Origin of the sequence: Pseudomonas sp. MF6747 (genome assembly GCF_963890955.1) — a bacterium.
Taxonomy (GTDB): domain Bacteria; phylum Pseudomonadota; class Gammaproteobacteria; order Pseudomonadales; family Pseudomonadaceae; genus Aquipseudomonas.
On sequence record NZ_CAWPSZ010000005.1, the window covers coordinates 86024 to 107310 of the forward strand.

The 21287-nt window shown below is 60.7% G+C and carries 19 protein-coding genes; 11 read left to right on the forward strand and 8 right to left on the reverse strand.

Features of this window, described 5'->3' with window-relative positions:
• The first annotated feature begins 98 nt into the window (after positions 1–98).
• On the forward strand, positions 99–1118 hold the full coding sequence (locus AACW30_RS06670) for a Glu/Leu/Phe/Val dehydrogenase family protein (RefSeq protein ID WP_200624550.1): 1020 nt from the start codon (positions 99–101) through the stop codon (positions 1116–1118).
• A 54-nt stretch (positions 1119–1172) separates the two neighbouring features.
• Here AACW30_RS06670 and AACW30_RS06675 read toward each other — a convergent pair whose 3' ends face one another.
• Positions 1173–1433 (reverse strand): YebG family protein, encoded by a 261-nt coding sequence (locus tag AACW30_RS06675; protein WP_016974596.1) that lies wholly within the window; start codon positions 1431–1433, stop codon positions 1173–1175.
• 302 nt (positions 1434–1735) lie between these two features.
• On the opposite strand from AACW30_RS06675, the gene AACW30_RS06680 reads away from it, so the two are divergent.
• Positions 1736–2224, forward strand: coding sequence for a phosphate-starvation-inducible protein PsiE (locus tag AACW30_RS06680; RefSeq protein WP_200624551.1), 489 nt, complete (start codon positions 1736–1738; stop codon positions 2222–2224).
• On the opposite strand, the gene AACW30_RS06685 is transcribed toward AACW30_RS06680, so the two are convergent.
• The 3 genes from AACW30_RS06685 to AACW30_RS06695 form a co-directional block, all read right to left on the reverse strand.
• Positions 2221–2535 (reverse strand): DUF3509 domain-containing protein, encoded by a 315-nt coding sequence (locus AACW30_RS06685; protein WP_106579491.1) that lies wholly within the window; start codon positions 2533–2535, stop codon positions 2221–2223. The two genes, AACW30_RS06680 and AACW30_RS06685, sit on opposite strands and share 4 nt — an antisense overlap.
• Before the next feature lie 298 nt (positions 2536–2833).
• A complete protein-coding gene (locus AACW30_RS06690; RefSeq protein ID WP_119738494.1) occupies positions 2834–4126 on the reverse strand; it encodes a serine/threonine transporter in 1293 nt (430 codons plus the stop codon).
• Positions 4127–4188: 62 nt separating this feature from the next.
• The gene (locus AACW30_RS06695) at positions 4189–5565 is read right to left on the reverse strand and encodes an L-serine ammonia-lyase (protein ID WP_119738496.1); all 1377 of its coding nucleotides are present in this window, start codon (positions 5563–5565) and stop codon (positions 4189–4191) included.
• A 137-nt stretch (positions 5566–5702) separates the two neighbouring features.
• On the opposite strand from AACW30_RS06695, the gene AACW30_RS06700 reads away from it, so the two are divergent.
• The gene (locus AACW30_RS06700) at positions 5703–6650 is read left to right on the forward strand and encodes a LysR substrate-binding domain-containing protein (RefSeq protein ID WP_179678153.1); all 948 of its coding nucleotides are present in this window, start codon (positions 5703–5705) and stop codon (positions 6648–6650) included.
• Positions 6651–6863: 213 nt separating this feature from the next.
• Positions 6864–7274, forward strand: a complete 411-nt coding sequence (locus AACW30_RS06705) for an HPF/RaiA family ribosome-associated protein (RefSeq protein ID WP_106579487.1) — start codon at positions 6864–6866, stop codon at positions 7272–7274.
• 58 nt (positions 7275–7332) lie between these two features.
• Here AACW30_RS06705 and AACW30_RS06710 read toward each other — a convergent pair whose 3' ends face one another.
• Entirely contained in the window at positions 7333–8844 is a 1512-nt protein-coding gene (locus tag AACW30_RS06710; protein WP_200624552.1) for an MFS transporter, read from the reverse strand.
• 105 nt (positions 8845–8949) lie between these two features.
• On the opposite strand from AACW30_RS06710, the gene AACW30_RS06715 reads away from it, so the two are divergent.
• Positions 8950–9822, forward strand: coding sequence for a LysR family transcriptional regulator (locus AACW30_RS06715; protein WP_200624553.1), 873 nt, complete (start codon positions 8950–8952; stop codon positions 9820–9822).
• 1142 nt (positions 9823–10964) lie between these two features.
• Here the strand turns inward: AACW30_RS06715 and fecA are convergent.
• The 3 genes from fecA to AACW30_RS06730 all read right to left on the reverse strand — a co-directional run bounded on the left by fecA (position 10965) and on the right by AACW30_RS06730 (position 14817).
• Positions 10965–13301 carry a TonB-dependent Fe(3+) dicitrate receptor FecA gene (fecA, locus tag AACW30_RS06720; protein WP_200624554.1) on the reverse strand — a complete coding sequence of 779 codons (2337 nt, stop codon included), beginning with the start codon at positions 13299–13301 and terminating at the stop codon, positions 10965–10967.
• A gap of 89 nt (positions 13302–13390) precedes the next feature.
• Positions 13391–14332 (reverse strand): FecR domain-containing protein, encoded by a 942-nt coding sequence (locus tag AACW30_RS06725; RefSeq protein ID WP_200624555.1) that lies wholly within the window; start codon positions 14330–14332, stop codon positions 13391–13393.
• Positions 14329–14817 carry a sigma-70 family RNA polymerase sigma factor gene (locus AACW30_RS06730; protein WP_106579482.1) on the reverse strand — a complete coding sequence of 163 codons (489 nt, stop codon included), beginning with the start codon at positions 14815–14817 and terminating at the stop codon, positions 14329–14331. The genes AACW30_RS06725 and AACW30_RS06730 overlap by 4 nt, the downstream gene beginning before the upstream one ends.
• Before the next feature lie 170 nt (positions 14818–14987).
• Between AACW30_RS06730 and AACW30_RS06735 the strand changes: the two genes are divergently transcribed.
• The 6 genes from AACW30_RS06735 to AACW30_RS06760 all read left to right on the forward strand — a co-directional run bounded on the left by AACW30_RS06735 (position 14988) and on the right by AACW30_RS06760 (position 21274).
• Positions 14988–15290: a DUF3649 domain-containing protein gene (locus tag AACW30_RS06735; RefSeq protein ID WP_200624556.1), complete on the forward strand. Its 303-nt coding sequence runs from the start codon at positions 14988–14990 to the stop codon at positions 15288–15290.
• A complete protein-coding gene (locus tag AACW30_RS06740) occupies positions 15287–16861 on the forward strand; it encodes a PepSY-associated TM helix domain-containing protein (RefSeq protein WP_200624557.1) in 1575 nt (524 codons plus the stop codon). Before AACW30_RS06735 ends, AACW30_RS06740 begins: the two co-directional genes overlap by 4 nt.
• Positions 16862–17188: a DUF3325 domain-containing protein gene (locus tag AACW30_RS06745; protein ID WP_200624558.1), complete on the forward strand. Its 327-nt coding sequence runs from the start codon at positions 16862–16864 to the stop codon at positions 17186–17188. It abuts the gene before it with no gap.
• Positions 17189–17195: 7 nt separating this feature from the next.
• Positions 17196–17774, forward strand: a complete 579-nt coding sequence (locus tag AACW30_RS06750) for an RNA polymerase sigma factor (RefSeq protein WP_119738517.1) — start codon at positions 17196–17198, stop codon at positions 17772–17774.
• Positions 17771–18748: a FecR family protein gene (locus AACW30_RS06755; RefSeq protein WP_200624559.1), complete on the forward strand. Its 978-nt coding sequence runs from the start codon at positions 17771–17773 to the stop codon at positions 18746–18748. Before AACW30_RS06750 ends, AACW30_RS06755 begins: the two co-directional genes overlap by 4 nt.
• Positions 18749–19033: 285 nt before the next feature.
• A complete protein-coding gene (locus tag AACW30_RS06760; RefSeq protein WP_106579476.1) occupies positions 19034–21274 on the forward strand; it encodes a TonB-dependent receptor in 2241 nt (746 codons plus the stop codon).
• The last annotated feature ends 13 nt before the right edge of the window (positions 21275–21287 follow it).

Here is a 21287-nt window from a genome sequence, read left to right on the forward strand (position 1 = left end):
GTCTGTGAATTGGCTCGGCTTATTCCAGCGCACTTCGGCAGTTTCCTACCGTCAGCCTATACTTGGGCCTCTACCAGAAGTGATTCGGGAGCTTGACGATGTTTGCTCTCATGCACAGCACCCGCCTTGAATCGCTGCACCTGAGCGTCGATCCGGTGACCGGGCTGAAGGCGGTCATAGCCATTCACAACAGCCGCCTGGGCCCCGCTTTGGGCGGTTGTCGCTACCTTTCTTACCCCGACGATGAAAGTGCCGTGGCCGATGCCGCGCGCCTGGCTCAAGGCATGAGCTACAAGGCTGCCCTGGCCGGTTTGCCGGTGGGCGGCGGCACGGCGGTCATCATCCGCCCCGTACACGTGGAAAGCCGCGCAGCGCTGTTCGAAGCGTTTGGCCGTTGCATCGAAAAGCTCGACGGCCGCTTCATCACCTCCATCGACAGCGGCACCTCGGTGGCAGACATGGATTGCATCGCCCAGCACACCCGCTTCGTCACCAGCACCACTGCCGCGGGCGATCCGGCGCCGCATGCGGCCATGGGCGTGTTCACCGGCATCCGCGCTGCCGCCATGGCCCGGCTGGGCAGCGACAACCTTGAAGGTTTGCGCGTGGCCGTCCAGGGCCTGGGCAATGTGGGTTATGCACTGGCCGAGCAACTGCATGCGGCCGGCGCCGAACTGCTGGTCAGCGACATCGATAATGGCAAGGTGCAACTGGCCATGGAGCAGCTCGGCGCGCACCCCATCGCCAATGACGCCTTGCTGAGCACGCCCTGCGACATTCTTGCGCCTTGCGGCGTCGGCGCCGTGTTCAATCGACACAGTGTCGGCCAGTTACGCTGCGCCGCCGTGGCGGGTTCGGCCAGCGCGCAACTCACCACCCTGGACATCGCCGACCAGTTGGAAGGGCGCGGCATCCTTTACGCGCCGGACTATGTGATCAATTCCGGCGGCCTGATCTACGTCGCCCTTAAACATAGCGGCGCCGAGCTGCCGAGCATCACCGCGCACTTGGCGAACATCGGCACGCGCCTGACGGAAATCTTCGCCCACGCCCAAGCCGAAAAACGCTCGCCCGCCCGGGTGGCAGATGATCTGGCCGAACGCTTGCTCTACCCATAATCGGGCATTAAAAAGGCCCTGAATCAAGGATTCAGGGCCTGTTCAATTCGGGCTTTATTCCGCCGTTGGGTTCAGCAACTCGGACAATGCGTCCGGTTGGCTCTTGAACGCCTTGGCAAATACATCGCGATTCTTCGCCATGTAGATCCCGGCTTCTTCCACCTGCTGCTCGCTCAGGGACGGCACGGCTTTTTGCAACACTTCTGCCAGCAACTCAGCGAGTTCAAGCATTTTGTCATGACGGTCAGCTTCGGCTTTATCCATGAACAAACGCTCCAGATCTCGGCTGCTGCGGTATACCACTTCGACGGCCATTCACCACCTCACATGCCTTCACGATAGTTGTCTTTTGCGACTACTGTATTTATATACAGCGAAAAGGGTAAGCCAAACCACGGGGTTTGGGTAGCAGTTTTTTAATGTAGTCGGGAAATAGGCATTGAGCACTGCCGCGAGGCGCACGTAGTCGAGGCTGGCGCCTTACCTGTGACGACCTTGTGTCTCATATCACGCGGCCACCATCTCAACTTCTACTGTCTGGCCTTTTTTCTGCATGCAGAACAACCGTCACGTCCAAATCGCATTATCCGGTCGAGCCGACCTAAGGAAGCATTATCGTGAAAATCAACTGGGCCGAAAAACTGCGCCAGAACGTCCATGGGCTGGCTGAGTCGCTGGGTAATTTGTTTGTCGAGACATTCCACTACCTGGCGCTGTTCGCCATTGGTGCGGTGACCGCGTGGGCGGCGGTGATGGAGTTTCTGGGAATGCTGGAAACCGGGAACATCAAGATCGATGACATTTTGCTGCTGTTCATCTACCTGGAATTGGGTGCCATGGTCGGGATTTATTTCAAGACCAACCACATGCCGGTGCGCTTCCTGATCTACGTGGCAATCACCGCGCTCACGCGCCTGCTGATCTCCAACGTTTCCCACCACAACCCGCCGGACATCGGCATCATCTACCTGTGCGGCGGGATTCTGCTGTTGGCATTCTCGATCCTGGTGGTGCGCTACGCCTCGTCGGCATTTCCTTCGGTGAAAGTCGAAGGCCCGCGTCGCAAAGGCGAGGCGAGCCTGGAAACCGAGAAGGGCGAGCTTTAAAGCCCGACGCTGAAGGGCAGGGCGCGAGCGGGCGGTTGCTGCAGCAGTTTGTGGTCGCCGTCCGTCATCACCGTCAGAATCTCCATGGCGCTGTGGCCCTGCTCGATGGCGATGCCGAACTGAATGCTTTGCACCAGCCGTTTGAGCCGTTGCGGGTCGTTGCGCTGTTCGGCGCTGATCATGCGTTTGGCGACCACGCCATCTTCGTTCGAGAGGGTGAGCATGATGCTGCCATCCAGCCGTTGGATGCTCAGGTTGACGCGGTATTTGGGCGTAAAGGTGTCGGTGATGATCTGAAAAGGATTGTCCATGGTGCGTTACCGCCTGATAAGAACATGCAGTCATTGACGACCGGTGTCTGGATTAGTTCGCGTTGCCTGACCACCGGCCACTCCGTCGCTGAGGTTTTCACAAGGTCCGTTTTCCTCAAGAGCTGTACAGCAAGGGCCGTGCCGTATAGCGCCCAGAGCCAGTGAAATCTCAATGTGGGAGCGGGCTTGCTCGCGAATGCGGTCCTCCCGCCAAGTATCTATTGGCTGATACACCGTATTCGCGAGCAAGCCCGCTCCCACATTTGTTTTGTGTGGTTCTTGAAGTCAGTGCTTTGTTTCAGGGCAACACAGAGAAAACGATCGCAGACAGCGCAATCAGCCCGATAACCACTACAAACACATTCGACACTTGGCCCGAATACTGGCGCAGAGCAGGCACGCGGCGGATCGCATACATCGGCATCAGGAACAGCAGGCACGCGATGATTGGTCCGCCCAGGGTTTCGATCATGCCCAAAATGCTCGGGTTGAACGTGGCCACGGCCCAGCAGGTGAGCACCATGAACAGCGCGGTGCAGCGTTCCAGCCCTTTGGACGACAGCGTACGGTTACGCCCGCGCAGGGATTTGACGATCAAGCCCTGGAAGCCTTCGCTGGCACCGATGTAATGGCCGAGGAATGATTTGGTGATCGCCACCAGCGCGATCAACGGCGCGGCGTAGGCGATCACCGGCGTCTGGAAATGGTTTGCCAGGTACGACAGGATCGAGATGTTCTGCGCTTTGGCAGCCGCCAGGTCAGCGGGCGACAAGGCCAGCACGCAACTGAAGCAGAAAAACATTACGGTCAGCACCATCATGCCGTGCGCAGTGGCGAGGATGCCGCTGCTCTTGCGCTCGGCCTGGGCGCCGTACACACGTTTCTGGTCGACAGCGAAGGCGGAAATGATCGGCGAATGGTTGAAGGAAAACACCATCACCGGGATCGCCAGCCATAGGGTCTTGAAGAATATCGGCAGCGGCATGCCTTCGCTGGCGGAGGCGAAGAATGCGCCGTTCCAGTTGGGGATCAGGCTCACGGCCAGCAACAGCAGGGCAGCGACGAAGGGGTACACCAGCACGCTCATGGCTTTGACGATCACGCCTTGGCCGCAGCGCACAATGGCCATCAGGCCGAGGATCAGCACCAGCGAGAGGATCGCCCGAGGCGGCGGGGCCATGTGCAGCTGGTGCTCCATGAAGCTGCTCAGGGTGTTGGTCAGCGCCACGCTGTACACCAGCAAAATCGGGAAGATGGCGAAGAAGTACAGCAAGGTGATCAGCTTGCCGGCGCCGACGCCGAAGTGTTCCTCGACTACGTCGGTGATGTCGCCGGATTTGCCTGACAGCACAAAGCGCGTCAGCCCACGGTGAGCGAAGAAGGTCATCGGGAAAGCCAGCAGCGCCAGCACGATCAGCGGCCAGAAGCCGCCGACGCCAGCATTGATCGGCAGAAACAAGGTGCCCGCGCCGATGGCGGTGCCGTAGAGACCCAGCATCCAGGTGGTGTCGTGTTTGGTCCAGCCTTTGGTAACGGTGGTCTCTATTGCGACAGCGGGATTTTCAGCAGCAGGTGTACGTACATCGGTCATCGATATTGCCTCGTTATTATTTTTGCGCGGGCTCACGTTTAGGACGGGTTGCAGTGCTCCGATCAGCACTCCACCCAGCTGACCGCCAGGCCGCCCCGTGAAGTTTCTTTGTATTTGTCATGCATGTCGGCGCCGGTGTCGCGCATGGTGCGGATCACCCGGTCGAGGGAAATGAAGTGTTTGCCGTCACCGCGCAGGGCCATTTGCGTGGCATTGATTGCCTTGACCGCGGCGATGGCGTTGCGCTCGATGCACGGCACTTGCACCAGCCCGCCGACCGGGTCGCAGGTCAGGCCGAGGTTGTGTTCCAGGCCGATTTCGGCGGCGTTTTCCAGCTGCTCCGGGGTGGCGCCGAGGATATCGGCCAAACCTGCAGCGGCCATCGCGCAGGCGGAACCCACTTCGCCCTGGCAGCCGACTTCGGCGCCGGAGATCGAAGCGTTTTTCTTGCAGAGGATGCCGACGGCGGCGGCAGCCAGGAAGAAATTGACTACATCGTCATCAGACGCGTCGGCGTTGAACTTCATGTAGTAATGCAGCACCGCCGGGATGATCCCCGCCGCGCCATTGGTTGGCGCAGTGACCATGCGCCCGCCAGCGGCGTTTTCTTCGTTGACGGCGAGGGCAAACAGGTTGACCCATTCCATCGCCGACAATGTTGAAGTGATGACATTCGGCTTGCCGATTTCCAACAGGCTGCGGTGCAATTTCGCCGCGCGGCGTGGCACGTCCAGGCCACCCGGCAAGATGCCCTCATCGCGCAGGCCTTGCTCCACGCATTCGCGCATGACTGACCAGATGTGCAGCAGGCCGCTGCGGATGTCCTCATCGCTGCGCCACGCGCGTTCGTTGGCCATCATCAGTTCGGAAACCCGCAGACCGTGCTTGTTGCACAAGGCCAGCAGTTCGACGGCGCTGGAAAAGTCGTAGGGCAATTCAACATCGCTGGTCGGCGCAATGCCGGAAGCGGCTTCGGCCGCTTCGATGATGAAACCACCGCCCACCGAGTAATAGGTCTGTTCGCTCAGTAGGCCGTTGTCGCCATAGGCGTGCAGGGACATGGCGTTGGGGTGGTAGGGCAGGCTTTCTTCCAGCAGCAGGAGGTCGGTGTGCCAGTTGAAGGCGATGGCCTGCTTACCTGCGAGCAGCAGTTGGCCGGTTTCGCGCAATTGCTGGATACGTGCATTGATCGAGGTGGGATCGACTTTGTCTGGCCATTCGCCCATCAGCCCCATCACGCAGGCGCGGTCGGTGGCGTGGCCGACACCGGTGGCAGACAGCGAACCGTACAGGCGCACCTCGACACGGCGTGTTTGGCTCAACAATTGTTGGTCGGTGAGGGCCTGGGCAAAGGTCGCCGCCGCCCGCATCGGGCCGACGGTATGGGAGCTGGAGGGGCCGATGCCCACCTTGAATAGATCGAAAACGCTGATAGCCATGCTAAAGCCTTACAAGCAATGGAGTAGGAATCGCTGCCATGTTTTGTAGGACGAGCGGAATTGGCGCGATACTGAGCCTCTGGAACGGCACTGACCAACGAATTATCCTAAGACACCCTTTAGCAGGACTAAACCCTATGACCCGGCCCCTTCATGGCCAGACGTATGTCTGGTTGCACGTTTTTTCCTGTGCGGCGCGGCATTTGTCGTTCACCCGATGCGCCGAAGAACTGCACATCACACCGGGGGCGGTGAGCCAACAGATCCGCCAGTTGGAAGAGCGTTTGGGGTTTCGTCTGTTTCACCGACGCGCGCGCGGCGTAGAGCTGAGCGCCGAGGGGCAGCGGCTGGCGGCGACGGTGGGCGAGGCCTACGGCAGCATTGATGCCGAGTTGCAGCGGTTGGACGCGGGAATGATCAGCGGCACCTTGCGCTTGCGGTCCATCCCGTCGTTTCTCGGTAAGTGGCTGACCCCGCGTTTGCCGCGTCTGCAGCAACGGTTTCCGGATATTCAACTGCGCATGGTCGCGGAAGACAGCAGCGTCGCCCTGCATGAGGGCGATTTCGACTTGGCCATCGACTTGAACGACGGCAGCTATCCCGGGCTGTTATCCACAGCCTTGCTCGATGAGCAGATTTTCCCGGTGTGCGCACCCAGCTTGCTGCGTGGGCGTCCGCCACTGCATGGCCCGGCCGACCTGGTGCATTTTCCGCTGTTGCACGACATCACCGCCTGGCGTGGGAGTTATGAATACGCTGAGTGGGAGTTTTACTTGAATGCCATCGGTTACCACCACGCCGATGTACGGCGTGGGCACACGTTCAACCGCAATCACCTGACCATCGAGGCCGCCATTGCCGGCATGGGCGTGGCGATTGCACGGCGAACCTTGCTCAATGACGAACTGGAGCGTGGCACTTTGATCGTACCGTTCGGCCTCGCGGTGCCGAACCACAAACGCTACGTGCTGCTGTATGCGCCGGGCGCGCTGAGCCATCCGGGCGTACGCGCGGTGCATGACTGGCTGGTGGAGGAAGCGGGGATTTTTCGCGGATTGCACCCGTTGGGAGAGGGGCAATTATAAGGTTGGCTAAGCGTAAGAAGATGTAACTAACTCCCCACCCTAACAGCGTTTTTGCTCGTCGTCAGGCTTAATTCGTAATATGGAATTTATCTTTGCAAAGGGGTTGAATTGTTCTTCTGAGTGCTCAATTGTGTAAACAAGAGGTCATGGTTTCACCACCCCGGTGTTGCAGTTTGTGACCTCCTGCGAGCTAGCTGAAATAAGGGAAGAACTATGCAAATCCAAGTCAATAGCGATAACCATATTGAAAGCAGCATCCGACTGGAGGAGTGGGTACGTACTACCATTGAGAGCACGCTCGAACGTTACGAAGAAGACCTGACCCGCGTCGAGGTCTACCTGAAAGACGAAAATGGCGACAAGCCTGGTCCCCACGATTTGAGTTGCCGCCTGGAAGCACGGCCAAAGGGCCATCAACCACTGTCGGTATTGCACAAGGCCGACACCCTGGAACAGGCAATTGATGGCGCAGCCACCAAGCTTGAGCATGCGCTGGAGCATCTGTACGGAAAGTTACGCGGCAAACCACGCGCCGCTGGGCAAGCTCTGCCTGATACCAAGGCCGATGAGGCCGAACTCGAAGAGGAATTTCTGGAAAACGAACAGGCTGCGCTTAACGGCTGATAGCTGAGTGTTTTTTCAATCCAATCAAACGGGCCTGCATCTGCAGGCCCGTTTTTGTTTAGCTGCCGCGTCGAAAGAAATACCTGCTCAACAACGCCAACCCACAAGCGCCTATGCCGGCAAAAAGCATCGCCCAACCGGCGCCATGGCGCAGGGCCGCCTGGGCATCTGCGGGTGCGAGCATCGGCGTGTCCAACTTGCCTGCAGCGATGTTCTGGCTGATCGCGGGCCAATCCAGGGCCGTGGTATTGGGCAACAGGCCAGAGAGGTGATGACCGATGCCGAGCAACAGCACCAGGCCCATCAGCGCGATAGTAAGTGCCAGCGTGATCAGTCGCGCACTCAGGTCAATGCCCGAGGCCATGCCCGCGCGGTCGGCCGAGACGGAGCCGGTGGTGGTGTTGGTGGTCGGTGAATTGGTCAGTGCCAGCCCCACGCCAGCCGTCACGCAGCTGAAAAGCACGAGTACGACGCTCGGATGTTCGGCGCCATTGGCCGCCGCCATGGCCATAAAACCCGCACTCATCATGCCCAGGCCCAAAGGGATGATGCGGTCGGCGCCATAGCGCAGAGCCAGGCGTTCAGCCAGCGGCGGCACCAGCAAGGTGGGCAAGGTGTAGGCGAGCAGGGCGCCGCCGGTGGTCATGGTGTCGTAGCCCAGGCCCGCCTGGAAGTAGAGCGGCAGGTAGATCATGAACGGCCAGAAGCTGAAGTTCATGCCAATCGAACCCATCAAGGCGCCGTTGAAGCGCTGAATACGAAACACCGAGAAATCGAACATCGGGTGAGCGCTGCGGCGCTCGACAGCGATGAACAGCAGCAGCGCCATCAGCGACAAGCCCGCCCAGCCCAGCATGGCCGGTGAGCCGAAACCATGCTCGCTGCCCTGAGTGATGAAGTAGACCAGGGCGAACACCGACAGTGTCAGGGTCAGCATGCCCGCAATATCCAGACGATGGCCGGCCGGGTCGCGCGACTCTTGCACGCTGATACGCAGCAGTACCAAGGTCAACAATGTCAGCGGCGCATGTACCAGGAACACCCAGCGCCAGTCCGCGATTGCCAGAATCAACGCCCCCACCATCGGCCCGAAGCCAAGGCCCACGCCCGCGATCACGCCCCAAATCGCGAAGGCACGCGCACGCGTCGTGGGTTCACGGAACTGGTGCGAAAGAATCGCGAACTGGCAGATCATCATCGCGCCCGCGCCCACGCCCTGAACAAAACGCGCTGCGATCAGCGTGGAAGCATTGTTTGCCAGGCCACATGCCAGCGAGGCCAGGCCAAACACCCATAAGCACAGCACCAGCATGCGTCGCCGGCCAAAGCGATCAGCCAGTGTGCCGGCTGCCATCAACACGCTGGTGCAGGCCAGGGTGTAAGCATTCATGATCCATTGGGCATCCTGAAAACCTGTGCCCAGTTGCTGTTCCAGGGTGGGAAGGATAACCGGCACGCTGGAGATTTCCAGGCCGAACATCAGGGCGACGAGGCAGACGGCGGTGAGGGCAAGGCTATCTCTGGCGGTGCGCGGAGCGCTGACGGCCGATACAGCGGCGGCGGGCGGCATGGGGTGTTCCTTACGGTTGAGTGAAACCCTATTCTCGCGGGAACAGATTTCCTTATTCGTGATAAGTTTTCCTTTGATAAGGGAATCAAGGGCGACAATAGAATCATGACCACTCCGCGTTTTGATGGCGTTGAACTCTTTCTGCAGATCGTCGAAAGCGGCAACCTGACCGAGGCCGCCGAACGGCTCAACCTCACGCGCTCTGCGGTGGGTAAAGGTTTGGCGCGACTGGAAGCCCGCCTGGGCACCTGCCTGTTGCAGCGTTCCACCCGCCGCCAGCGTCTGACCGAAGACGGGCAGGCGTACTACGAGCATTGCTTGCGCGCACTGGCCGAGTTGGAAGCCGCCGAGTCGGTGCTGGAGAGTGGCCGGCAACAGCCGCGTGGGCGGTTAAGGGCGAGCCTGCCGCTGGCGTTTGGTCACCACTACGCGGCGCCTGCTTTGTGGGGCTTGATGGACCGTTATCCACAATTAGAGATCGAGATCTCGTTCTCTGACCGGCTGATAGACCTGGCACAGGAAGGCTTCGACGTGGCCGTGCGCATTGGCCCGCTGCCGGACACCGACCGCCTGAGCGCACGCCGTTTGGGCGAGCAGTCCGTGGGGTTGGCCGCCTCACCGGCGTACTTGCAACGTGTCGGGCCAATTGAGTGTATTGATGACCTCGCCAGCCACCGAGGCATTGCCTACCGTTGCAACAATTTGTATCGCTCGGGGATGACATCGCCGTTGGTGCTGGACGACCTCCAGGCCGTGGCCGATGCCGCTATCGCCGGCGTGGGCCTGGCCTGGTTGCCGAGTTGGTTGATTGCGCACTATGTGCTGCGCGGCCAACTGCAAGCGGTACTCCCGAGCCACCGCGACCAGCCTGCGCCGATCCATGTGATTTGGCCCACGGCTGCACACATGCCGGCGAAGACGCGTTGCGCAATCGATGCCCTGGTCGCCGGCACCCCAGGTTGCCTGGCGGGTAGCTGACCCTGACCAACAACCCCGATCCCATGTGGGAGCTGTCGAGCTTTAGCGAGGCTGCGACAATCGGTGGGTCAGGCACCTTGTATAGCGCCAGTACCCCCGCCTTCGCAGCCTCGCCGGGGCTCGACAGCTCCCACAGTTGATCTCTATTGCGGGCGAGATTTGTACTTGTCGCGATGCTTTTGTGAGCCGAGGTTTGACTGACAAACCCGATCCCCTGTGGGAGCTGTCGAGCTTTAGCGAGGCTGCGAAAGCGGTGGGTCAGGCAACTTGGATAGCGCCTGTGCCGCCGCCTTCGCAGCCTCGCCGGGGCTCGACAGCTCCCACAGTTGATCTCTATTGCGGGCGAGAGGTGTACTTGTCGCGATGCTGTTGTGAACCGAGGTTTGACTGACAAACCCGATCCCCTGTGGGAGCTGTCGAGCTTTAGCGAGGCTGCGAAAGCGGTGGGTCAGGCACCTGGATAGCGCCTGTACCGCCGCCTTCGCAGCCTCGCCGGGGCTCGACAGCTCCCACAGTTGATCTCTATTGCGGGCGAGATGTGTACGCGTCGCGATGCTTTTGTGAGCCGAGGTTTGACTGACAAAAAGCTATCCCCTGTGGGAGCTGTCGAGCTTCAGCGAGGCTGCGAAAGCGGTGGGTCAGGCACCTGGATAGCGCCTGTACCGCCGCCTTCGCAGCCTCGCCGGGGCTCGACAGCTCCCACAGTTGATCTCGATTGCGGGCGAGATGTGTACTTGTCGCGATGCTTTTGTGAGCCGGGGTTTGACTGACAAACCCGATCCCCTGTGGGAGCTGTCGAGCTTTAGCGAGGCTGCGAAAGCGGTGGGTCAGGCACCTTGGATAGCACCTGTGCCGCCGCCTTCGCAGCCTCGCCAGGGCTCGACAGCTCCCACAGTTGGTCTCTATTGCGGGCAATATTTGTACGTGCGAGATACTTTTGTGAACCGAGGTTTGACTGACAAAAAGCTATCCCCTGTGGGAGCTGTCGAGCTTCAGCGAGGCTGCGAAAGCGGTGGGTCAGGCACCTGGATAGCGCCTGTGCCGCCGCCTTCGCAGCCTCGTCGGGGCTCGACAGCTCCCACAGCGGGTTGCGTCGTTTGTAAGATCCCAGTCCTTGGCCGGTGCTTTTATGACTCAGGCAATCAGAACGCGATGGACGTCTGCACATACACCGTGCGCGGCTCACCGACGTATTTACCTTTGTTGTTATCGTCGAACGAGCGGGTGTAGTACTGCTTGTTGAGGATATTTTTCACGCCGACTGCCACGTTCAAATCCGACAGCTGTGGGCCGAAGTCGTACGCCGCGCGGCTGCTGAACAGCATGTAGCCTGGGATGCGTCCGGTACTGCCGTCGGCACTTTCCGCCTGGGTGTTGGCGTTGTCGGCGAACTGGCTGCTCTGGTAGCTGCTATCCAGGTTGAGTTTCCAGCGACCTTCGGTGTAACCGACGCCCACGGTGCCTTTGTGCTTGGAGGAGAAGGGCACGCGATTACCCTTGTTCGGGCCGTCTTCGCGGATGGTCGCGTCGACGTAGGCGTAGGTGGCATACACGTCAAAACCGGCCAGCGCCGGGCTTAGCCCGTCGAGGGCGTAGTTGAGGCTCGACTCGATGCCTTGATGGCGCGTTTCGCCGCGGGCGATCACCGAGTCGTTGGTCTGGTTGCTGTCGTACTGGTTGTCGAAGTTGATCAGGAACGCGCCGATTTCCGCACGCAGGGTGCCGTTGTCATAACGCGTGCCGAGTTCCCAGGTGCGGGCTTTTTCCGGTTTCACTTCGCCGCTGGTCACGCGGTTCGGCATCTGGCTGTACTGCACGCTGCCGAACGAGCCTTCGGTGTTGGCGTAGAGGTTCCAGTCTTCGGTCAGGTGGTAAAGCACGTTCAACGCCGGCAGCGCGGTGTTGTAGTCGCCCTTGTACTTGACGTTGGTCAGGTTGTTGGTCTGCTGGGACTCGATCATCTCGTAGCGGATGCCTGGGGTGATGGTCCACTTGCCGATATCGATGCGGTCATCGACGAAAAACGCGTTGGCCTCGGTGGCGCCACGCGTGTCGCGGTCGTTGCGGCTGTTGGTGTCGGGCAGTTGCTGGCTGGCGCTGATCGGCGTGCGGTAGCGCAACTCGTGCCCGGCTTCGTTGATGTAGCGGTAGCCGATGCCCACTTCGTGGCTGGTGGGGCCAAGGTCGAAGCCTTGGGCGAAGCGGGTTTCGAGGCCGCGTACCCAATATTCGCGCGGCGACAGCGAAAGGATGTTGCCTTGATCCAGATAGCCATTACGCAACGTGGTGGTGAAGAAGGTGTTGGCGGTGAATTCGCGGCGATCTTCCTGGTAGCGGTAACCGGCGTTGAACATCGTACGGCGGCCCCAGAATTTGTCGTAGGGGCGGGTGGACTGGTATGGGTCGGCCTTGTAGTCCTTGACGTTCAAACCACCGGGCATATCGGCCTGGCCTTCGTAGTACTGCGCCATGGCGTTGAAGCTGTTGGCGTCGTCCAACTGGTATTTGCCTTTGAGGATCAAGTCGTCAATGCGCGTGTTGCTGTTTTCGCGCCAGTCGCCGCCACGGGTGCCGGAATACAAAATGGCGCCGCCCAGGCCATTGTCAGCCGTCCCGCCTGCCAGCAGGTTGCCGGTGGTTTTGAAGCCATCATGGCTGGAGGACGGGCTGGTCTCGGTCTGCAAGCCGCCTTTGACGGTGGGGGCGTCCGGGATTGCGCGGGTCACGAAGTTGACGATGCCACCGACGTTTTGCGGGCCGTAACGTACCGCGCCGCCGCCGCGTACCACGTCCACGGCGTCCATGTTACCCATGCTGATTGGGGCAAAGGACAGCTGCGGTTGGCCATACGGCGCGAAGGGCACCGGGATGCCATCCATCAAGACGGTGGAGCGCGAGGCGAGGCGCGGGTTGAGCCCACGGATGCCGAAGTTCAGCGCCATGTCGTGGCTGCCGGTGCCGTTGTTTTCCGGGGCGTTGACGCCGGGAATGCGGTTTAGCACGTCACGCGCCTGGGTGGCACCCTGGCGCTCGAACTCGTCGCGGCGGATCACATCACGCGCGCCAGGGTGTTCGAACACGTTGGTTTGCGCCGCATCGCCGAGCCAGTCGCCGACCACGTTTGACGTTTGCAATTGGAGAGTGGCCGGGGCGCTGGCCGGTTGCAGGCTGTAGGCGTTATCGCCCTCGGCGCGCGCTTGCAGGCCGGTGCCTTCCAAGAGTTTTTGCAAGCCTTCGTCGGCGCTGTAATTGCCCGACAAACCCCGACTCTGCATACCCGCTGTGACCTGGGAGCCGAACGAAATCAGCACGCCGGCCTCGCGACCAAATTGGTTCAGCGCGGCTTCCAGGGTTGCTGGGGCGATGTGGTAAGGCTTGGCATCCGCGGCCATTACAGAGGGCAGTGCGGTAAGACTCAGGCTGGCGCCCAGTAGGAATTGGCGCAAGGTGCGGGCAAGAAGCGTCGGTTGCTGGGGCATGAAGGGCGGTCCTGAGAAGGTAGGATCAAGGTGGCTTTCCTTCTCTGTCACGCGAGGTGTGGAAAACGGCTCATATTTTTTAAAATAATTTACGCGCGTGCCTGGACGGTCACCCAGTAGCGGGTAAAACGCCGTACTTTCACCGGCAGGCTGACCTCCAACAGGTCGAGGATGCGTTCGCTGTCATCCAGCGGGTAACTGCCGGACAGCAGCAGGTTGGCCACTTGCGGGTCGCAATTGATCTGGCCTCGGCGATAGCGACCCAACTCGGCGAGGAAATCGTCCAGGCGCATGTGCGCGGCCACCAGCATGCCGTCGGCCCAGGCGCCGCTGTTGGTGTCGGTCGGGCGCGGGGTGTCCCAGCCTTTGCGGGTGAAATTGACTTGGCGCGAGGCCTCGACGGTCAGCGGCAGGCCGCTGTAGTGGTTGGGCATTACCTCGACATGGCCATCGAAAACTGCCAGTTGCGTGTGGTCGTTGAACTGACGCACGTTCAGCCGCGCCGCCTGGCTGCTGAGCAGGCCTTGGCCGGTCAGCACGTGCAGCGGCGTATCGCCGGGGCGTGCGGTCAGCAAGATCTCGCCTTCGAGCAAGCGCACCAACCGTTGACTGCCGTCAAAATGCACATCCACAGCGCTGCCGGTGTTGAGCTGCAACTGGCTGCCATCGGCCAGCTGCACCTTGCGTCGTTGGCCCACGGGGCTGCGGTAGTCGGCGCTCAGCGGCGGCAGAATATGTTGCTGGCGCAGGCTCCAGGCCGCGGCCGAACCGGCGCCGAGGATCAGCAGCAGTTTGAGGGCCTGGCGCCGGCTGCTGGATTTCGGCGCGTTCAAGGCGGCGTGCGCCAAGGGTGAGGGCATGCCGCGCAGGCGTTGGTTGACGCGCTGGATGTGGTCCCACGCGCGTTGATGTTCGCTGTGGGCGTCCAGCCATTGCTGCCAGGCCGCTTGCTGGCGCGGGTTGAGTGCGCCTTGCTGCATTTCCATCAGCCAGTGCACGGCTTGTTCGGCGACTTGCGTGGAGAAGTTCATAGGGCGAAGTAGCAGCGCATGGCGGCTTTATTCAGGTGGCGTTTGACAGTGGCGATGGAGATACCCAGCTCGGCGCCGATTTGCGCGTAGGTCAGGCCGTCGAGCTGGGCCAGCAGGAAGGCGCGTTTGACCTGTACGGGCAGGCCGTCGAGCAGTTGGTCGAGCTCCAGCAAGGTCTGCAGGATGATTGCGCGTTCTTCTTCCGACGGCGCTACGTGTTCGGGCATCTGCGCCAGTGCGTCGAGGTAGGCGCGTTCCAGGTCCTGACGGCGATAGAAGTTGAACAGCACGCGCTTGGCCACGGTGGTGAGGAACGCGCGGGGTTCGATCAGCGTTGGCGCGTCCCGCGCGGTAAGCACACGGATGAAAGTGTCCTGGGCCAGGTCGGCCGCGCTTTCCGGGCAGCCGAGTTTGCGTCGCAACCAGCCGGTAAGCCAGTGGTGATGGTCGTTGTACAGAACTTCAACGAGGGTGGACGGCTGCAACGCAATCACTCCGTGAGCATCGGCATGCTTTAGAGAACAAGAATTGTTCGCATTGTAGGACGCGTGACGAGGTTCGGCAATCCGCCAGGACCGGTGATTCATCCGTTCTCTTTTGCTTATGAGAATATTTATCATTAATATTGCGCGCTGATGACCCTGGCGCCTCCCGCATGAAAAGCAAACCCTCACTTCCCGTTGTCTATCGCCTCGCCGTAACTTCGCGCGTGCTGGCTGCCGTGGTCGGCGGTTACCTGATGGCGTCCCTGGCAGCCGTCTGCCTGGCGTTGTGGATGCCTGCGTCCCGCGCCGACGCGGTGATCACGGGGATGATGAGTTCGTTTGTGTTCTACCTGTTGGCGGTAATCTGGTGTTTTGCCTGCCGCACGGCAGGGCGAGCCTGGTTTGGCGTGATGTTGCCGAGTGCGGTGTTTGCCACGCTGGCGGGCATCGGTTTGTGGATGACGCGCACATGAAAGAGGGCTTTCGCCAGGCGATGGCCTGGTTGCACACCTGGGCTGGACTGATCTTTGGCTGGCTGCTGTTTGCGATTTTCCTGACAGGGACCTTGTCCTATTTCAAGGACGAAATTACCCATTGGATGCAGCCCGAAGTGCAGGCTTATCCGTTGGATGACGCGCGTAGCCTCGCCGCCGCCCAAACCTATCTGCAGCAACAGGCGCCCAATGCCGCGCGCTGGTTTATCACCCTGCCGGACAGCCGCGATCCCGGCCTGTCGGTGATGTGGCAAGACAAGGTCGACCCCGGCAAACGCGGCAACTTCATCCAGAAAGTCCTCGATCCCGTCACCAGCCAGCCCGTGCAGGCGCGTGAAAGCATGGGCGGCGAGTTCTTCTATCGCTTCCACTTTCAGCTGCAGATGCCTTACCCGTGGGGGCGCTGGCTGTCGACCATCGCCGCGATGGTGATGTTTGTCGCACTGATCACCGGCATCATCACCCACAAGAAAATCTTCAAGGACTTCTTCACCTTCCGCCCACGCAAAGGCCAGCGCTCCTGGCTCGACGGGCATAACGCGGTGGGCGTGCTGGTGCTGCCATTTCACTTGATGATCACCTACAGCAGTCTGGTGATCTTCATGAGCATGGTGATGCCCGCGCCGATCGTGGCTTCCTACGGCGACGACAGCCGTGCGTTTTTCAATGAAGTGTTCCCCAATACCAACAACGCGCCGCCGCTCGGCCAGCCGGGTGTATTGCTGCCGTTAGGGCCGATGTACGAGCAGGCGCGCCAGCAATGGGCGGGTGGGCATGTTGGTCGTTTGGTGGTCAACAACCCTGGCGATGTGAACGCCTCGGTCAATGTGGTCCGCGCAGGTGCCGACCGTGTGGTGCACGATTTCGGCAGCAGCGTGTCGTTCAACGGCACCACCGGCGAGTTGTTGCGGGTCAGCGGTGAACAGTCGTTGCCGGCGGCAATTGGCGGCAGTTTCTACGGCTTGCACATGGGCCATTTCGCCGGCCCGGTGCTGCGTTGGTTGTACTTTATCTGCGGGCTGGCGGGCACGGCGATGATCGGCACGGGCCTTGTGATTTGGCTCGGCAAGCGCCAGCTCAAGCACGCCAAAACTGCTGCGATGCCGTTTGAACTGCGGCTGGTTGAAGTGCTGAACATGGCCAGTATGGCCGGGCTGATGATCGCCATCGCGGCGTTTTTCTGGGCCAACCGGTTGTTGCCGGTGAGCTTCGCCGAGCGGTCCGACTGGGAGGTGCAAACCTTCTTTATTGCCTGGGGCCTGAGCCTGTTGCATGCCGTGCTGCGGCGAGGCCGCCAGGGCTGGGTTGAGCAACTGAGCCTTGGCGCCTTGCTGTTTGTGGCCATTCCACTGCTCAACGCATTGACCACCTCGCAGCACTTGGGCGTGTCACTGGCCAGCGGTGATTGGGCCATGGCCGGTTTCGACCTGACGTGCCTGGCCAGCGGCCTGTTCCTGACCTGGGCGGCCTGGAAGATGCAGCGCCGCGCGGCGCCGCAGCTCAAGGCCGAACGCGCACGTGGACTGACGCTCAAACAGGAGGCGAACTGAATGCTGCTCGCCCTGTTGATGTGCTACGCCGGGTTTACCGCGCTGTGCCTGTCCACCGACCGCCATCACGGTGAACTGCTGCACAGCAAACCCTCACCACCCCGACGCCTCACGTTGCGTGTGGCCGGTTGGCTGCTGCTGGCGCTGTCGATGTGGCCGGCCGTGGCGGCCTCGAATTGGGCGCAGGGGTTGGTGGAGTGGTGCGCCGTTTTGATGCTCAGCGCACTGTTGCTGGTGTTGCTGTTGCCGTATCGGCCAAGGCTGGCCTTGATTCTGGCGGGCGTCGGCCTGCTGGCCAGCCCTGTTGCGGCGTTCGCCTTACTCTGAGCTTCCCATGATGATCAGCCCTCCACCGGAATCCCAGGACAGCCAGCACACCGATGCGGCCGGTGGGCGTGCGCATTTCCTGCAGGTGTTTTTGTCGCAGCGCTCGCAGATGGAAGCGCTGGTCAGCCGACGCGTAGGCTGCCGGGCGACGGCGGCCGACCTGGTGCAGGACCTGTTCCTGCGCTTCTGGCGCCGGCCGCTGGTGCAGGTCGAAGAACTCAGCACCTACTTGTTGCGCTGCGCCGGCAACATCGCCATTGATCACTTGCGCAGCGAAGGCGCCCGGGTGCGCAGCAGTGAGGGCTGGTTGCCAGAGCAGCAAGACAACCAGGGTTCCGAGCCCCAGGCGGCGTTTGAAGCGGGCAATGACCTGCGCCATGTAGAAGCCGCCCTGCGCAGCCTGCCGGAGCGCACTCGGCAGATTTTCCTGCTCAACCGCATCCACGGCCGCAAATATGCGCAAATTGCCCAGGCCATGGGGCTGTCCCAAAGTGCCGTGGAAAAACATATGATGCGTGCCCTCGAAGCCTGCAAAGCCAGCCTTCGCGAACCCTCGTCCCCACGCACGCCAGGGAAAGCACCGTGAACGTCACCCCCACGCCCGCCCAGGAGCAGGCCGCACTCGAATGGTTGAGCTTGTTGCATGACCAGCCCAGCAGCGGTGACCAGGCCACGTTCAGCCGCTGGTTGCGTGCCGACCCCGCGCATGTCGAGGCCTATGCTCAGGCCCAGGTGGTGTGGGAATTGAGCGAGGTGCCGGCACGCAAACTGGCGGACGAAGAGGCCTTGGCCTTGCAGGGCTACCTCAACGCGATGAACCCCTCGAAGCGCTCGCGTGCGGTGCGTTGGTCCGGCGCCCTGGCCGCGGCCGCGTGCCTGCTGGTGATGGTGTCGATGGGCGCCGGCTGGCAGCCGTCGCGCTGGGTCGATGACTTCGGTGCTGATTACGTGACGGCGCCGGGGCAGGTGCAGACCGTGACCCTGGCCGATCAATCCCAAGTCACTCTGGATGCCGACAGCGCCATTGCCGTCGACTTCAGCCACGGCGAGCGCCACATTCAGTTGCGCCGCGGGGCGGGGTTTTTCAGCGTGACCCACACCGGCCAGCCCTTTGTGGTGGCGGCTGGCAGTGGCGAAGCGCGAGTGCTCGGCACGCAGTTTGAAGTGCGCCTGCAACCGGCCGGCGCTCAGGTGACGGTGCTGTCCGGCCGCGTGGGTGTCACACCGTCACGCCAGGGCCAACAGCAAATTCTTACGGCAGGCCAGCAAGTGGCCTACGCCGACGGTGTGGCCGATCCCCTGCACACGGTCGACAGCGAATCACGTCTGGCATGGCGCGATGGCTGGCTCAACTACTACAAGGTGCCGTTGGCGGATGTGGTCAGGGACCTTGGCCGTTACTACCCGGGCCGGATCCTTCTGCTCAACGACGAGATGGGCGCCAGGCGCGTCAGTGGCAGTTTCCCAAGCAAGGATCCGTTGGCAGTTTTGAGTGCCTTGCAGGCCGTTCTGGGTTTTGAACAACACGCTGTGCTGGGTCGCATGATTGTATTGCGCTAGACACGAATGCTTCGATCGTCACTTTCAGCGTGACGATTTTTTCAAAAAATTCCTCTTGCCGGTTTTTTACAGGGCGCTGTAGGCCAGGTATCCCGGTGCCTGTAGATCGTTCATTTAACCTTCATCCCAATTGCCAAAACTTGTCACCAAACCGTTACACGGGCCGAGGATGATCCCCGGATTCCTGAGCAGGTGGTCAGGAAGATTGGCGTCGCCGTTCACCCGGTTCTGACAGCCAGTACCTCCCTCCATAACAACAGATAGATGCACGTAAGGGATCTACTCGTGACGATCAACACACTCTCTGCCCTGCTTTTAGCATCGGGCCTAGGTAGCTTTGCGCCGCTGGTTTTGGCAGACACCACTCAGGATGTCGGTTCGGTGAATGTTGCCGGCAAACAAACCCTGGGCAATGGGCACATGATTCGCGAAGAAAGTGCCAAGGCGCGGTCGACGGTAACCAAGGAAGCCATGGACGAAATGTCCGCGACCGCCAACGCCATCGACAAGCTTAAATACACGCCGGGCATCAACGTATCCAGCGACGACGCCAGCGGCACCAGCGGCACCAACTTCACCATGCGGGGCATGAGCTCGGACCAGGTCGGGGTGTCCGTTGACGGCGTGCCGATCAACGACTCGGGCAACTACAGCGTGTATTCAAACCAACTCGGCGACCCGGAAAACCTCGCCGAAGTATTTGCCACCCAGGGCTCCTCCGAGGCGGATGGCCCGCATATCGGCTCCAGTGGCGGCAACATCGGCATGATCACTATTCGCCCGACCAAAGAGTCCGGGCTGTTCGCCAAACAGATCGTCGGTGCCAATGACCTGCGCAAGACGTTCGTGCGGGTGAACACGGGCGATTTTGGCGGCCTCAAGAGCTGGGTGTCGGCCTCTCACCTGGAGGGTGACAAGTGGCGCGGCAAAGGCACGCTGCGCAGTGACAAAGTCGAGTGGAGCAGCCTGTTCGAAGACGGCAATGGCAACTCGACCCTGGCGACAGTGAAGTACAACAACCAGGAAAACTACAACTACAACACCTTGAGCAAGTCGCAGTTCGAGACTGACGGACGCCGCAAGGACTACTCGCAAACGCCGGTGTACAAGTCGGGCTTGCTGTCGTCGTCCTACAAGCTCAATCGCAACCCGTTCGAAAGCGTCAACGCCACGCTCACCCAGCGCTGGCAGTTGCAGGACAACCTGGCGCTGACGGTCACACCCTATTACTACTGGGCCAACGGTGGCAGCTTCAGCGGCCAGACCGCATCGAACCTGGGGCCGAAGTCTGATAAAGCCGGCAACTACAACCTGAGCAACCTGCAATCGGCCAACTATTACCGGCCATCGTGGACCGAAACCTGGCGCCCTGGCGTCACCGCGAAAATGAAATGGGACATCAACGAAGAACACAGCCTGGACTATGGCTACTGGTATGAACGCGCACGCCAGCGCCAGACCCAGCCGTTTATCGGCATCAACCGCGAAGGCGCGCCCGATGATGTGTGGGGCGATTACAACAGCGGCGGGCAGGTCGTCGACAAGAACGGCGCGACAGTCCAGGGCCGCCACTATTACACCGTCACCCCGTCGCAGAAACTCTGGGTGCAGGACAGCTGGCAGGCCACGCCGGACCTGAGTTTTGTCGGAGGCGTGGCATACCAATACGTCGAGCGTGACGGTAACAACTTGGGCAGCCTGTACGACAAGCCAGAAAAACGTAACACCCGTTATCACCAGTTCCTGCCGAGTTTCAGCGCCAAGTACCAGGTCGACGAAAGCAACCAGACCTTCTACAACGTCACCCGCAACATGCGCACGCCGCCCAACTACGTGCTGTACAACAAGGGCGACTCGGTCAGCCTCAAGTCTGAGTTGAGCTGGAACCAGGAACTGGGCTGGCGCTACACCGAAGATGACATGGCGTTGAGCGCGACTCTGTTCTACATCAGCTTCAAGGATCGCCAGGTGTCGACCACCGACTCTGCCGGCGACTACATGGTGCTCAACGTCGGCAGCGTGGATAACAAAGGCCTGGAACTGGAGTGGAGCGGTTTGTTGCCGCATAACTTCAACTACTACGCCTCGTACACCTACACAAAGTCCGAGCAGCAAGACGATTTGCTCAGCAAGAATGTGCTGTTGCCGACCTCGGGCAAGCAATTGGCCAACGTGCCGGAAAACATGTTCAACCTGGTGTTCGGTTATGACGACTCGCGTTTCTACGCCAACGCGGCAGGCAAATACGTCGGCAGTTTTTATGGCGATTTGACCAACAAGGAAAAAATTGAAGGCCGCACCGTGTTTGACTTGAACGCCGGTATTTACTTGCCGGTGGACAAGAAAGTCATCAAGTCGGCGACCCTGCGGTTTTCGATGCTCAACGTATTCGACAAGGAATACCTGAGCTCGGCGCGCACTGTGGCGTTCAACTCGGTACCGGTTAACGGCCTGGCGCCAAGTACGGCGTTTTACAACGTGGGGGAAGAGCGCACGGCGATGGTGTCGCTGGAAGCCAACTTCTAATTCAGGCTGCGCA